This window comes from Streptomonospora nanhaiensis, assembly GCF_026642255.1.
In the GTDB taxonomy this organism is placed as follows: domain Bacteria; phylum Actinomycetota; class Actinomycetes; order Streptosporangiales; family Streptosporangiaceae; genus Nocardiopsis; species Nocardiopsis tropica.
Genome location: NZ_CP113264.1, coordinates 1,689,674 through 1,702,313, shown reverse-complemented (window position 1 = coordinate 1,702,313; position 12,640 = coordinate 1,689,674). Strand labels below are relative to the sequence as shown.

Here is a 12,640-nt window from a genome sequence, read left to right as displayed (position 1 = left end):
CCGGGGGCGTGCGGGCCGCCCGGTCCTGGTGGGTCAGGGGGAAGAAGGGGGTACGGCGCGGGGGTCAGCCCCGGGCCGCCGCCCCGCGGCCGGCGATGCGGCCCATGGTGATCGCGTTGGCGACGGCGTTGCCGCCGCCGACGTAGCGCAGTCCGAGGACTCCGGCCCCGGCCTCCCCCGCGGCGAAGAGCCCGGGGATGGCGCGGCCCTCGCGGTCGCGCACGGCCGCCCGGGGGTCGATCTCCATCCCGGCGTGCGTGCAGACGAGTTCGGTCGGGAGGAGGAGTGCCGCGTGGAAGGGCCCCTCCCCGATGGGGTCGGGGTCCCCCTGGCCCTTGTCCCGCAGGCTGAGGTGGCGCAGGAAGCGCTCGTCCTCCCCGTGCGGGAGCTGGGTGTTCCAGGCGTCCACGGTGGCGCGCAGGGCTCCGGGCGGCACCCCCATCAGTCCGGCGAGCCCCTCCAGGGTGTCGGCCCGCAGCGTCCTGCCCGCGTCGGCCTCCTCGGTGACGCGCTCCGGCGTCCAGTCCGCGTAGCCGGAGGGCAGGGAGGCCCTGGCCCTGTCGTCGAAGACGCACCAGACGGGGCCGTCCTGGGCGTCGATGACGCCGGTGGAGACCGCGTAGGACGCGTCCTCGTCCATGAACCGCCGCCCGGCCCTGTTGACGTACACCCGCGAGACGGGCGGGAACCCGGACTGCCAGTGGTGGTACCGCTGGAAGTAGGCGGTGGGCAGGCGCAGCCCCCGGCCCGCCCCGGTGACCGAGGCCCCGACCCCGTCCGCGAAGCGGATGTGGTCGCCGCGGCTCCCCGGGGCGGCGACGACGAACGCGTGCTCGCCCGCCTCCAGCGCCGCGGGGTAGTACTCCCGGAGGAGCCCGGGGTCCCGGGCGAGCCCCCCGGTCGTGACCACGACCGCTCCCGCGCGGACCTCGACGCCGTCGGCGACGACGCCGACCACCCGGCCGTCCTCCGCCAGGAGCCGTTCGACCCGGGTGTTGAGCACGGTCTCGACCCCGTGCCGGCGGCAGGCGGCCGCCAGCACCTGGACCAGGCCGAGGCCCTGGTCCTTGGGCACGTGGCCGCGCCAAACGTCCTCGACGCCGGCCCGGCACAGGCCGGGCATGTGCGCGTTCGTGGAGATCCGCGCGGGGATCTCCACGCCCAGCCCGATGAGCCATTCCAGGGTGGGCCCCGCGTTCTCGCAGAAGGCGCGGACGAGCCCCGGTTCCAGCATCCACTGGTTCAGGTCCATGTAGTGCTGGTAGAACCGCTCGGCGGTGTCCTCCACTCCCGCGCCGCGCTGGACGCTCGTTCCGGCGGCGGTGAACAGCCCGGCGGAGAGCTGGGTCGACCCGCCGAGTTCGGTCTCGGCCTCGAACAGCAGCACGCCCGCACCGGCCTCCGCCGCGGTGGCCGCCGCGGCGAGCCCGGCCCCTCCGCCTCCGACGACGACGACGTCGACGGTCTCCCCCGCCCCGGTGGCCGGCTCAGACATGGCGCGATCCCCCGTCCACGGCGATGCTGTGCCCGGTCACGTAGCGGCTGCTGTCGGAGAGCAGGAACAGCAGGACGCCGACGACCTCCTCCGGGGAGCCGACCCGGTGCAGGGGGACGTCGTCGAGGGCGGCGGCGAGCGCCTCGGGGTCGTCCTGGAGCCAGCGGGTCATCTCGGTGTCGATGAACCCGGGGGCGATGGCGTTGACGCGGATGCCCCGGTCCCCGAGTTCGACGGCGAGCGACTCCGTCAGGTGGGCGACGGCGGCCTTGGAGGCGCAGTAGGCCGCGCGGCCCCGGCGCACCCGTACCGCGGAGACCGAGGACATGTTCACGATGGCGCCGCCCGGCCCCATGTGGCGGGCGGCCGCCTGGGCCCCGTGCAGGACTCCCTTGACGTTGACGTCGAGGACGGCGGAGACCTGGTCCGCGGAGATGTCCCCGACCAGGGCGTACGGGAAGACCCCGGCGTTGTTGACCCAGTAGTCGAGGGAGCCGGTCCCCCGGACGGCGGCGAGGGCGAGCTCGTCCTGCTGGGCCGGGTCGGCGACGTCGACGCGGTGGGCGGCGACCCGCCCCGGCCGGACGCCGCCCGGCCTCCCGGCCAGCTCGCGGTTGATCTCGTCGGCGGTCCGCTCCATCCCGGCGTCGTCGAGGTCCGCGCCGACGACGTCGACCCCCCGGGCGGCCAGCGCCGCCGTGAAGGCGCGGCCCATGCCGCGCGCCGCGCCGGTGACGACGGCGGTGCGCCCGGCCATCTCGGGGTGGACGGCCTCCATGGGTCGGTCGACGACGCGTGCGGGACCGGTGCCCTCGTGCTGGGTCATGGGACGTGCCTTTCGGTGGATGTGCGGGGGTCTCTCGGCGGGAGGGGCCGGGGCAGGTCAGGCGGTGTCGTCGCGCCGGACGTCGCGGCGCGCGACGCGCCAGTCGTCCCCGTGCCGGACGAGCCGGTCGTGGAGCGCGGTGAGGCGCAGCACCCGGGTGCCTCCGGCCACACGCGTCGCCATGACCTGGAGGTAGGCGCTGACCCGTGCCTCCTCCGCGTCCAGGGACTCCACGTACACGTTGGTGACCACGTGGCGGTGCACCTCTCCCCCGGCCCGGGCGTCGCGGGCGAAGTCCCGGGCGAAGTCGCGGAGCGGCGTCCGGCCCACGACGGGGGCCGGATAGGTCGGGGAGTGGAACTCGCCGTCGGGGGTGAAGGTGTCCGCCCACCCCCCGGCGTTCCCGGAGTCGATCAGGTGGGACTGGCGCGCGTAGAGCTGGTGGATGCCGGTGACCTGCGTGCCGTCCATGAGCCCCTCCAAGGCGTGCGATAATCGCACTAGGCGTGCAATTAAAAGTCAACGTATGTGTCCCACGTCACCGACGTCAAGAGGCGGGGGTGTATGTTCGCCCTGCGAGAGGAGCCCGATGCCCACCACACCGGCCCCACAGCCGGACCCACGGACGTCCAAGACCCTGCACAACGGGATCGAGGTGCTCGAACTGCTCAGCCGCAGCCCGCACGGGCTGTCGGTGACCGAGGTCGCCGAGGGGATCGGTGTGCACCGCACGGTCGCCCACCGGCTGGTGCGCACCCTGGAGGAGCACCGGCTGTGCAAGCGCGACTCCTTCAAGCGGATCACGCTCGGCCCCGGACTGGTCGCCCTCGCCGAGTCCGTCGAGGTCGACCTCCGGGAGGTCGCGAGGCCGGTCCTGGCCGACCTCGCGGAGGCGCAGGGCGCCACCGCGCACCTGGTGGTGCCCGAGGGCGAGGACGAGGCGCGCGCGCTCATGGTCGTCGAACCGCGGCACGCCAGGGCGCACATCGCCTTCCGCACCGGCCGGGTCGACCCCCTCGGCAAGGGCTCCGCCGGACTGGCCCTGCTGTCGGCCATGCCCCCGCGCCCGGGGGAGCGGGAGGAGGTCTCCCTGGCGCGCCGCCGCGGCTACGCGGTCTCCCACGCGGAGGTGACCAACGCCGTCACGGGGGTCTCCGCCCCGGTGGTCGGCCCCCGCGGCGCCCCCGTGGCGAGCATCGGGATCTCGGTGCTCGAACTGGACGACCCGGCGCCCTTCGGCGAGGCCGTGGTCGACGCGGCCCGGCTGATCGCCGGCATGCTGCACCTGCCCTGACCCCCGGCCCCGGGGCGGTGCCGGGACGGTGCGGAGGGCCGGCCGCGGCGGAGGGGTCCGCCCCCGTGCCCCGGACGGATCGCCCCGGCTCCGCGCGGTGCGTACGCTGGCGGCGTCGGCGGATTCCGGAGGACGGGTCCGCCGGCCTGTCGACGGACCCCGGGCACGGCCCGCCGGGGCCCACCCCTCCCCCAGGGCCCGAGTGGAGACCGCCCCGTGAGGATCAGCACCGAGTTCACCGTGAACGCGCCGGTCGGGCGCGTGTGGCGCCTGCTCACCGACGTGGAGGCGGTGGCCCCGTGCGTGCCCGGCGTGAGACTGACCGGCGTCGACGGCCCCCTGTACTCCGGTGCGGTGCGGGTGAAGGTCGGCCCGCTCGTGGCCGCCTACTCCGGCACCGCCCGTTTCACGGAGCTGGACGAGGGGGCGCGCCGGGCGGTGGTCGAGGCGTCCGGGCGGGCCAGCCGGGGCGCGGGAGGCGCCTCGGCGACGGTGACCGCGCGGCTGCGGGCCGAGGCAGGGAGGACGGTCGTCGGCGTCGACACCGACCTGGTCCTCACCGGCCGGTTCGCCGAACTGGACGCCGGCACGGTCAGCGCCGTGTCGGCCTCACTGGCGGCGCGCTTCGCCGCGGCCCTGGAGGCGAAGTACGGCTTCGCCCCCGCCGGGCCCGGGAGCACGGAGGCGGCCGGGCCGGAGGAGCCGCCGGAGGCCGGCCGGAGCAGGGAGGACGCCGGGACGGGCGCGGCCGGCGGGGCCGCCGGAACACGGGAGACCTTTCGGGCGGACCACGCCTTTCCGGACGCGGCCAGAAAAAGAGCGACAAAAAACCCCGAGCCCTCCGCTGGGGAGGAACAGCACTCCGACCAGGCAGAACACGGGGCCTCCACCCCCCGCCCCGCTGCCTCCGGGGCCGGGGAGGACTCCGCGGAACCCATCGTGTCTGGTATCACAGGCGATGTGACCGGTGCGCAGAAGTTCCCCGACCATGCGGATGTCTCCCCCTCGGCCCCGGCGGCCTCCGCCGCGGGGGCCGTCGCCGACCGGCTCTGGCCGCTCCTGGCCGTGGTGGTCGTGGCGGGCGGGATGATCCTGGGCTACGTCCTCTTCACCTGAGCCCGCGCCTCCGCGGCCCCGGCTCCCCGTTCCGCGGTGGGGCCGTCCGGGCCTGCGGCCCGTCCGGGAACCCCGCTCCCGGGAGCGCCCGGCGGACCTTCGGCGGCGGGGCGGGACCCCGCGGCCCGGGACGGTCACCGCGCCCGGCCGCGCCCCGCGTCTCCCGGGACCGTTCCTCAGGCTCCGCCCAGGGTCGTGCCGGGCAGCCGGGTGGCCAGCCACTGGTCGTCGGAGTCCTGGCGCATCTCCAGGACTCCGGGGTCGTCCTCCCCCGGGAAGACCAGGGTGACCGTGGCGATCGGGGTGTCCCCGTCCAGGTCGGTCCCCATCACGGCGTCCCCGACCTCGGCCCCCTCCGCGTCCGGGAGGGACTCGGCGTAGGCGGGGAAGGCCTCGGCGCAGTCGGCGCCCCCGTGCGCCTCGACCAGCACGTTCTGGGCGGCGGGATCGATCAGGGCGCAGCCCGCCTCGCCGTCGACGGCCTGGAGCGAGGCGACGAACCCCCCGGCGGCGCGCAGGGCGTCGGCCTCGGTGTCGGCGTCCGGCGCCGCGTCCCCTCCCGCCCCCGCGTCCGTCTCCTCCGTCTGCCCGGCGGCCTCCTCCTGCTCCTCCCCTCCCGCGCAGGCCGTCACGGCGAGGAGCAGGGCCAGGGGCAGGGCGGGCAGCAGCCGTCGCATGGGGGGCCTTCCGAAGGGGGCGGGCGGGGCGTCCGCACCATTGTTACCGCATCCACCCGTCCGGTGACCACCGGTGCGCACCGCCGGGTTCCCGGCGCCCTCCGGGCAGGGCGCGGTCCTCCCGCCCCGCCCGCCCCCGCGAAGACGCACCGCCGACGGGCCCGTCCGGGCCCCGGCGCCCCGCGCCCCGCGCCCCGGGCGGACGCGCGGAGGGCGCGCGACGCGGACGGCCCCCGGAGGGCGGACGGGGAAGGCCCCGGACCGGGCGCCGCCGGCCTCCGGCGGCGCCCGCCCCCGCGGGGGCGGGGTTGTCCGCGCGTCCGGGCTCTGGTGATATGGAACCGTGTGGTACCCGTCACCGCGTCGGGTCCCGCCGAGACCCGTACTTTCTGGCGCACAGAGCACGCGCGGGCGTGCCACGGGCGGCTCCGCCGCGCGTCCGCGCCGGAGGTGACATGACCCAGCCACTGCGGGAGGGCCGCGGGACGGAACCGTTCTCGCGGATCCCGCCGGAACTCGGCGCGCGGCTGCGCGCACAGGTCCCCTCCCTCGTCGAGGAGGCCCTGGAGGACCTCCGGCGCAGGTCGCGTGAGCACTCGGCCCCCCTGGGGCCCGCCGACGCCGAGAGGCTGCGCCGGGCGCTCGCGGCCGGTGTGCACGGCTTCCTGGACCGGGTGGAGGTCGGCGGCCCCTCGCCCGCGCTCGCGGACGCGCTGGCCTCGGAGTTCCGGGCGCTGGGCGCCGCCGAGGCACGGCACGGGCGCACCCTGGAGTGCCTGCACACGGGGATGCGCGCGGCGGCCGCCGTGGCGTGGCGGAGGCTCGCCGCCGCGGACGCCCTCACCCGCGAGCACATGGGCGTGGTGGGCGAGGCGATCTTCGTGTTCCAGGAGGAGGTCTCGGGCGCCGCCGCCGAGGGGCACGCCCGGGTGCGCGGCGCCGGCGCGGACGCCCTGCACCGGCGCCGGGTCCGCCTGTTGGAGGCGCTGCTGGCCGAGACGGGCACGGAGTACGACGCGCGCGCGGTGTCGGCGCTGGCCGGGGCCGCCCGGTGGCGGGCCCCCGGGCGGGTGGCCGTGGCCCTGCTGCTCCGGGACGGCCCGGTCGGCCGGACGGCCGTCCTGCCCCCGGACGTGCTGGCCGACCTGGACCGGGCGGAGCCGTGCGCGCTGGTGCCCGATCCGGAGGGGCCCGGCAGGCTGCGGTCGCTGGAGCGCTCGCTGCGCGGGGCCGACGCGGTGCTCGGTCCGAGCGTCCCCCTGGACCGGGTGCCCGTGTCTCTGGCGCGTGCCCGCGACCTCGCCGAGCTGGTGAGGGCCGGGCTCGTCACCGGCGGGGGCGTGCTGCGGTGGAGCGACCACCTCCCCGCCCTGCTGCTGACGCGCGACCCGGCGCTGGTGGGCGAGATGGCGCGGACCCGGCTGGCCCCGCTGGCGGGGCTCCGCGCGCCGCAGCGCGAGCGCATGGCCGACACCCTGCTGGCCTGGCTGGAGTCGGGGCTGAACGCCAACGAGGCGGCGGACCGGCTGCGCATACACCCCCAGACGGTGCGCTACCGGATGCGCCGGCTGGAGGAGCTGTTCGGCGAGCGGCTGCGCGACCCGGCCGAGCGCTTCGAGCTGGAGCTGGTGCTGCGGGCGCGCGGCCTGCTCGGCCCCCTGGCGGAGGGCGGCGGGTAGCGCCCTCCGCCGCCCCGGGCGCTCCGGTCAGTCCCCGGGGGCCAGGGCCCGCACGAGGGCCGCCGGGTCCGCGGACGCCTGCCCGATCGGGGCCAGCACCGGGGTCGTCACACCGTTGTCCGCGTAGGCCCGCACGCGCTCGCGGCAGTACTCGGCGGGACCGTGCACGATCAGCTCGTCCACCACCGAATCGGGGATCGCGGCCAGGGCTCCCTTGCGGTCCCCCTCGTCCCACTTGCTCCACATCGGGTTCAGCTCCTCACGCCCCAGCCACTCGTGGAAGGCCCGGTACACGGGGACGTTGAGGTAGGCGGCCACGGCCCGTCTGCCGATCCCGCGGGCGGTGTCCGGGTCGGTGTCGGGGGCGACGAAGATCCTGGCCACGATCTCCTTGTCCTCCCCGGCCCCGCGGACGTACGGGGCGACCGTGCGCACGTCCTCGGCCGAGAGCCAGTTGACGACGGCGCCGTCGCCCTCGCGGCCCGCGAGCCTGAGCATGCCCGGCCGCAGGGCCGCCACCAGCAGCGGCGGGGCCTGCTCGGGAACCGCGCCGAGGGTGAAGCCCCGGACGCTGAACGTGTCGTAGTCGGCCGTGACCTTCCGGCCGGTGAGCGCGGTCCGCAGGAACCGCACGGTGTCGCGCACCTTCTTGTACGGCTCGTCGAACGGGATGGAGTTCCAGCGTTCCACGATCACGTTGGAGGAGGTGCCGATCCCCAGGGCGAACCTGCCCGGCGCCGCCGCGGCCATGGTCGCCGCGCTCATCGCCAGGGTGGCGGGGCCGCGCGTGTACGCGGGCACGATCGCCGTGCCGAGGCGCAGCGCGGGCGCCCAGACGCTGGCCAGGGCCAGCGGGGTGAACGCGTCGGTGCCGGCGGCCTCGGCCGACCACACGTCGGTGTAGCCCAGGTCCGGCATCTGCTCGACGACGGCGCGCTGGTCGGGCAGCGGGACGCCCTCCAGCGGGATGGTGATGCCCCAGCGAGTGGTCATGGCGACTCCCTGTCGGTGTCCGGGGACCGGCTCGGGTGCGTTCCCCCGTGTCGACAAGCACCGTACCGCCCGGTCGGTTTGTTGTCTGCGCCCCCTCCCCGCCATCCGCGGGGGCGGGCCGCGCGGCCCCCGCCCCGGCGGGCTCCCCCTTCCGGGGCCGGCCGACACGGGGCCGCGGCCCGCAGCGGGCACGGCCGCCGGGGCGTATGTTCGTAGAGTCCGCCCTCCGGGCCCGCCCGGCCGGGCGGAGGCAGCCGACCCAGACGAACGAAGGAGGCCCCTTCCGTGGCCACGCCACCCTCCCCCTACGACTTCCTGCCCCAGGTCGCGCCGTTCACCGTGACCAGCGACGACGTCGCCGACGGGCAGACCCTGCCCACCGCCCAGGTCAGCGGGATCATGGGCGCCGGAGGCGAGGACGCCTCGCCGCACCTGGCCTGGAGCGGCTTCCCCGAGGGGACGCGGAGCTTCGCCGTCACCTGCTTCGACCCCGACGCGCCCACCGCCAGCGGCTTCTGGCACTGGGCCGTGGCGAACATCCCCGTCGGGGTCACGGAACTGGCGACGGGCGCCGGTGACGGTTCCGGACTCCCCGAGGGAGCCGTCACCCTGCGCAACGACGCCGGCGGCCACCGCTACGTGGGCGCCGCTCCGCCCGCGGGGCACGGACCGCACCGCTACTTCTTCGCGGTGCACGCGGTGGACGTCCCCCGCCTCGACGTGGACGGGTCGGCGAGCCCGGCCTTCCTCGGCTTCAACCTGTTCTCGCACGCGATCGGCCGCGCCCTCGTCACACCGGTGTACGAGCAGGAGTAGGTCCGCGGACGGATCCCGCGTGAACCCGAGGGGGCGGTCGGCGCGACACGGCGCCGACCGCCCCCGGCCCTTTCCTCCCGGGGGCTCCTGATACACGCGCAACCCGCCCGTCCGGTTGTCCCGGCAACCGGATTCGGCCAATCACGGGCTTCCCGGCGCCTCGCGGTCTAGGCTCGGGCTGTCCCCCGGCCCGCCTCCCGAACACGCTTGGAAGGGTGCAACCGGTGCCACAGCAGACGCCGAGCAGACCGACCGTCGTCGTCACGACAGCGGGGTCCGCTCCCACCCCCGGCACCATCCTCCACCTGCGGGAGCAGGGGTTCCGTGTGGTGGCCACCGACATCGACCCCGCCGCTCCCGGCCTGTACCTCGCCGACCGCGGCCACCTGGTCCCGCCCGGGGACAGCGAGGCGTTCCTGCCGCGGATGAGGGCCCTGTGCGCCGAGGAGGGGGCCGTCGCGATCGTCCCGCTCGTGGACGAGGAGCTGATCCGGGCCGGCGAGCTCTCCGGGGACGGCCTGTCCGTGCTCCTGCCCCGGCCGGAGTTCGTCGCCGCCTGCCTGGACAAGTACGTCCTCATGCGGGAGCTGGAGCGCGCCGGCATCGGGACCCCCCGCACCTGGCTCGCCTCGGAGCGGCCCTGCGCGCCGGAGCCCGCCGCCCCGGACGGCCTCGTCGTCAAACCGCGCAGAGGGCGCGGCAGCCGCGGGGTGACGGTCGTCGAGTCGGTCCGCGACGTGGCACGGGCCGTGGCCGAGAGCGGCTACGCGGCCGACGAGCTCATCGTGCAGGAGCGGATCACCGGACCGGAGTACACGGTCTCGGTGGTGGTGTGGCGCGACGGCGCCGTCCAGGCCGTCGTGCCCAAGGAGGTCCTCCTCAAGCAGGGGGTCACCAGGTACGCGGTGACGCGGCGCCACCACGAGGTGGCCCGGACCTGCCGGGCCGTCCAGGCCGCGATGCACGCCGACGGACCCTTCAACGTGCAGCTGGCCCTGGACGGGGCGGGCCGCCCGAGGGTCTTCGAGATCAACCCGCGCTTCTCCTCGACGGCGGCGCTGACCGCGGCCGCCGGGGTGGACGAGATCGCCGGGCTGCTCCGGCAGGCCGTCTCCGGCGGCCCCAGGCTCACCGACGAATGGCGTGAGGGCGTGGCGATGGTGCGGCGGTGGACGGACGAGTTCATCAGCGAGGCCGGCTTCGCCTCGCACGGCCTCTCCCCCGCCCCGGCTGGCACGCGCGCCCCCGGACCGCGGGGGACCACCGCACCGCCGGAGCCGCCCGGGGGGCCGGCTCCGGCCGCCGTCCCCGTCGCCCCGGCGCGTGCGCGATGACCCCCGGTCCGTACCCGAGCCCCTCCCACCCCCTGTCGGAGGCGATGGCCGAGGCGGTCGTGGCGGTCGGCGACCGGCTCCGCACCTGGCGCTCCGACCCGGCCGCGCGCGGCGGGGTCTGGGACGGGGACCAGTTCAAGGCCGGGGCCGACGCCCTGGCCCACCGGGCGCTGTCGGAGCGCCTGGCCGCGATCGACGGCCGCATCCCCGTGGTCAGCGAGGAGGACCCCGCGTCGCTGCGCCGGGAGCGGCCGCCCCGGTACTGGCTGATCGACCCGGTCGACGGGACGGCGAGCTACGCGCACGGGTTCCCCGGGTACGTCACCCAGGCCGCGCTGGTGATCGGGGGCCGGCCGGAGGTCGCCGCGGTGTTCGCACCGGAGTCGGAGACCCTGTACACCGCCGTGCGCGGGCAGGGCGCGCGCCGCGACGGGCGCTCCCTCCCCCCGCTCGAAGCCGCCCCGCCCGGGCGGGGCGTGCTCACCGACAACACCCCCGAGCCCCGGGGGATCGCCCGCCGGGTCCGGGAGCACTTCGGCTACGGCGGGTACCTGGAGAGCGGGAGCATCTCCCTGAAGCTGTGCCTGATCGCCGACGGATCGGCGCACCTGTTCGTGAAGGACGTGCCGGTGCGCGACTGGGACGTGGCCGCGCCCGCGCTCGTCCTGGAGGAGGTGGGCGGTCTGGTCACCCGTCTGGACGGCTCCCCCTTCGGGTACCGGGGGCCCTACGAGCACACCGGCCTGGTCGGCGGCGCGGACCCCTCCACCTGCCGCGCCGTCGCCCGCTGGCTGGCCTCCTGACCTGCGGTTCGACAGGACCCCGCAAGGCGTCTCAACGAGTGGCGCGGATCCCTTTTCCCCGCCGGTCGTGGCGCGTATCGTGTGGTCACCAACTCGCGCCTCTGGGGGTGGGAAGTGGAAGGCCGAACTCTGCCGCCGAACCGGATACGCGCCTCGGACGCCGAGCGCGACCAGGCGGTCGACCGCCTCACCGTCGCGTTCGTCGAGGGCCGCCTGGACCACGAGGAGTACGACCGCCGGGTGGGCCTGGCCCTCACCGCGGTGCTCGTCGGCGACCTGCGGCCGCTGACGGAGGACCTCCCCGACCCCGGTCCGGGGACGCCCCGCGCGACTCCGCGCCGCGATCCCCGGTTCCGCGAGGCGCCCTCGGGGGGCGACCTGTCCGTCCTCTCCCTGTCCCGGCGGGAGTGGGGGGACGAGTGGCGCTGGTGGACGGGGGTGGCGGTCACCCTCACCGGCGTGTGGGGGACGGTCAGCCTGATGGGCGGCGAACTCGTGCCCTACTGGCCGCTGGTGCCCCTGGGGATCTGGGCCGCCGTCCTGCTGGCCTCGGTCATCTGGCCCGGCGGGGAGGAACCCCCCTGAGACCGCTCCGGCGTCCGGGCGCGCGCCGGGACGCGGAGGGGGCACGGGCCCGCACCCGCCCCGGCGCACGCGGCGCGGCGCGGCGGGCCCGGTCCCGGGTCAGCCCACGGCGTGGAGCCAGCGGACGGGCGCGCCGTCGCCCGCGTAGCGGAACGGCTCCAGCTCCTCGTCCCACGAGCGCCCGGTGAGCAGTTCGATCTCGGCCGCGAGGTCGGTCCCGTCGGCGGCGGCACGCTCCATGGCGTGGCGCAGCCGTCCCTCGGGCACGAGGACCTCGCCGGCGGCACTGGTGACGGCGGTGAACATTCCGAGCGACGGCGTGTAGCTGTAGCGCACGCCGTCGCACCCGGGCGACCCCTCCTCGGTCACCTCGAAGCGCAGGCGCTGCCATTCGTTCAGCGCCGAGGCCACTGCGCCCGCGGTCCCCGGCTTCCCCTGCCAGTTGAGCTCGGCCCGGTGGTTGCCGGGGGCCGCCGGTTGGGCGACCCAGTCGAGTTTCACGGGTACTCCAACGACGCCCGCGACCGCCCACTCGACATGTGGGCACAGCGCCGCCGGCGCGGAGTGGACGTACAAGACGCCACGTGCGGACACCGAACCTCCTGATACGAACGAGTGCGCTTCCCCGACGCCCTCGTACCACGAGAAGGTTGCATACCCGCCTGAATACTTTTGCCCCATTGTGCCCCAAGGGCACCCTGAGAACCAGCTCACCAGCTGGTATTTTCCAGCGTTCCCCTCCCGGACCGCGACCCCAGGGATTAGCGTGGGCCACGGACGAGCAGGGAGTCCGATCATAGTGGGGGCGGGTTTGTCAGACCAGTCGCACGAGGACATCCGTGGCACCCAGGCATCTCCTCAAACCGTACTTTCGACCCCTTCGGGGGAGGAAGCCCCCCTCCTGTTGTCGGTTTCGGCCAGAACCGGCCCCGCTCCCGCCCGCGCCGAACCGCCCGGCACCGGCCCCCTCCTCCCGGACCGCGCGCCCACCGGCCCCGCCGACGGGCCCGCCGACGGGCCCG

At 76.1% G+C, this 12,640-nt stretch carries 13 protein-coding genes; 7 read left to right on the top strand and 6 right to left on the bottom strand.

Annotated features, from left to right (window positions below):
- Nucleotides 1–64: 64 nt before the first annotated feature.
- Genes OUQ99_RS07495 through OUQ99_RS07485 form a run of 3 tightly spaced genes read right to left on the bottom strand, consistent with a single transcriptional unit; the run spans nt 65 to nt 2,792 of the window.
- Nucleotides 65–1,495, bottom strand: coding sequence for an FAD-dependent oxidoreductase (locus OUQ99_RS07495; protein ID WP_276567188.1), 1,431 nt, complete (start codon nt 1,493–1,495; stop codon nt 65–67).
- The gene (locus tag OUQ99_RS07490) at nt 1,488–2,321 is read right to left on the bottom strand and encodes an SDR family NAD(P)-dependent oxidoreductase (RefSeq protein ID WP_267948700.1); all 834 of its coding nucleotides are present in this window, start codon (nt 2,319–2,321) and stop codon (nt 1,488–1,490) included. The genes OUQ99_RS07495 and OUQ99_RS07490 overlap by 8 nt, the downstream gene beginning before the upstream one ends.
- A 57-nt stretch (nt 2,322–2,378) precedes the next feature.
- Nucleotides 2,379–2,792, bottom strand: a complete 414-nt coding sequence (locus tag OUQ99_RS07485) for a nuclear transport factor 2 family protein (RefSeq protein ID WP_267948699.1) — start codon at nt 2,790–2,792, stop codon at nt 2,379–2,381.
- A 118-nt stretch (nt 2,793–2,910) separates the two neighbouring features.
- On the opposite strand from OUQ99_RS07485, the gene OUQ99_RS07480 reads away from it, so the two are divergent.
- Both OUQ99_RS07480 and OUQ99_RS07475 read left to right on the top strand, forming a co-directional pair.
- Nucleotides 2,911–3,615: an IclR family transcriptional regulator gene (locus OUQ99_RS07480; RefSeq protein WP_267948698.1), complete on the top strand. Its 705-nt coding sequence runs from the start codon at nt 2,911–2,913 to the stop codon at nt 3,613–3,615.
- Nucleotides 3,616–3,831: 216 nt separating this feature from the next.
- A complete protein-coding gene (locus OUQ99_RS07475) occupies nt 3,832–4,731 on the top strand; it encodes an SRPBCC family protein (protein WP_267948697.1) in 900 nt (299 codons plus the stop codon).
- Nucleotides 4,732–4,907: 176 nt separating this feature from the next.
- Here the strand turns inward: OUQ99_RS07475 and OUQ99_RS07470 are convergent, their stop codons facing one another.
- Complete coding sequence (locus OUQ99_RS07470) at nt 4,908–5,408, bottom strand: hypothetical protein (protein ID WP_267948696.1); 501 nt, start codon at nt 5,406–5,408, stop codon at nt 4,908–4,910.
- Nucleotides 5,409–5,863: 455 nt separating this feature from the next.
- Between OUQ99_RS07470 and OUQ99_RS07465 the strand changes: the two genes are divergently transcribed.
- The gene (locus OUQ99_RS07465; RefSeq protein WP_267948695.1) at nt 5,864–7,087 is read left to right on the top strand and encodes a PucR family transcriptional regulator; all 1,224 of its coding nucleotides are present in this window, start codon (nt 5,864–5,866) and stop codon (nt 7,085–7,087) included.
- Between the two features lie 27 nt (nt 7,088–7,114).
- Here the strand turns inward: OUQ99_RS07465 and OUQ99_RS07460 are convergent, their stop codons facing one another.
- Nucleotides 7,115–8,080 carry an LLM class F420-dependent oxidoreductase gene (locus OUQ99_RS07460; RefSeq protein WP_267948694.1) on the bottom strand — a complete coding sequence of 322 codons (966 nt, stop codon included), beginning with the start codon at nt 8,078–8,080 and terminating at the stop codon, nt 7,115–7,117.
- A 285-nt stretch (nt 8,081–8,365) separates the two neighbouring features.
- Here OUQ99_RS07460 and OUQ99_RS07455 point away from each other — a divergent pair, with 285 nt between their 5' ends.
- The 4 genes from OUQ99_RS07455 (at nt 8,366) to OUQ99_RS07440 (ending at nt 11,618) form a co-directional block, all read left to right on the top strand.
- Nucleotides 8,366–8,896, top strand: coding sequence for a YbhB/YbcL family Raf kinase inhibitor-like protein (locus tag OUQ99_RS07455; RefSeq protein ID WP_267948693.1), 531 nt, complete (start codon nt 8,366–8,368; stop codon nt 8,894–8,896).
- Nucleotides 8,897–9,120: 224 nt separating this feature from the next.
- Complete coding sequence (locus OUQ99_RS07450; protein WP_267948692.1) at nt 9,121–10,230, top strand: ATP-grasp domain-containing protein; 1,110 nt, start codon at nt 9,121–9,123, stop codon at nt 10,228–10,230.
- Complete coding sequence (locus OUQ99_RS07445; RefSeq protein ID WP_267948691.1) at nt 10,227–11,033, top strand: inositol monophosphatase family protein; 807 nt, start codon at nt 10,227–10,229, stop codon at nt 11,031–11,033. The genes OUQ99_RS07450 and OUQ99_RS07445 overlap by 4 nt, the downstream gene beginning before the upstream one ends.
- A gap of 114 nt (nt 11,034–11,147) precedes the next feature.
- Nucleotides 11,148–11,618, top strand: a complete 471-nt coding sequence (locus OUQ99_RS07440; RefSeq protein ID WP_267948690.1) for a DUF1707 SHOCT-like domain-containing protein — start codon at nt 11,148–11,150, stop codon at nt 11,616–11,618.
- Nucleotides 11,619–11,717: 99 nt separating this feature from the next.
- On the opposite strand, the gene OUQ99_RS07435 is transcribed toward OUQ99_RS07440, so the two are convergent.
- Nucleotides 11,718–12,212 carry a DUF3145 domain-containing protein gene (locus OUQ99_RS07435; RefSeq protein WP_267948689.1) on the bottom strand — a complete coding sequence of 165 codons (495 nt, stop codon included), beginning with the start codon at nt 12,210–12,212 and terminating at the stop codon, nt 11,718–11,720.
- Between the last annotated feature and the right edge of the window lie 428 nt (nt 12,213–12,640).

Coding starts and splice junctions, on each gene's coding strand:
- OUQ99_RS07495 (WP_276567188.1), bottom strand. CDS start 1,495: ATGTCTGAGCCGGCCACCGGGGCGGGGGAGACCGTCGACGTCGTCGTC.
- OUQ99_RS07490 (WP_267948700.1), bottom strand. CDS start 2,321: ATGACCCAGCACGAGGGCACCGGTCCCGCACGCGTCGTCGACCGACCC.
- OUQ99_RS07485 (WP_267948699.1), bottom strand. CDS start 2,792: ATGGACGGCACGCAGGTCACCGGCATCCACCAGCTCTACGCGCGCCAG.
- OUQ99_RS07480 (WP_267948698.1), top strand. CDS start 2,911: ATGCCCACCACACCGGCCCCACAGCCGGACCCACGGACGTCCAAGACC.
- OUQ99_RS07470 (WP_267948696.1), bottom strand. CDS start 5,408: ATGCGACGGCTGCTGCCCGCCCTGCCCCTGGCCCTGCTCCTCGCCGTG.
- OUQ99_RS07465 (WP_267948695.1), top strand. CDS start 5,864: ATGACCCAGCCACTGCGGGAGGGCCGCGGGACGGAACCGTTCTCGCGG.
- OUQ99_RS07460 (WP_267948694.1), bottom strand. CDS start 8,080: ATGACCACTCGCTGGGGCATCACCATCCCGCTGGAGGGCGTCCCGCTG.
- OUQ99_RS07445 (WP_267948691.1), top strand. CDS start 10,227: ATGACCCCCGGTCCGTACCCGAGCCCCTCCCACCCCCTGTCGGAGGCG.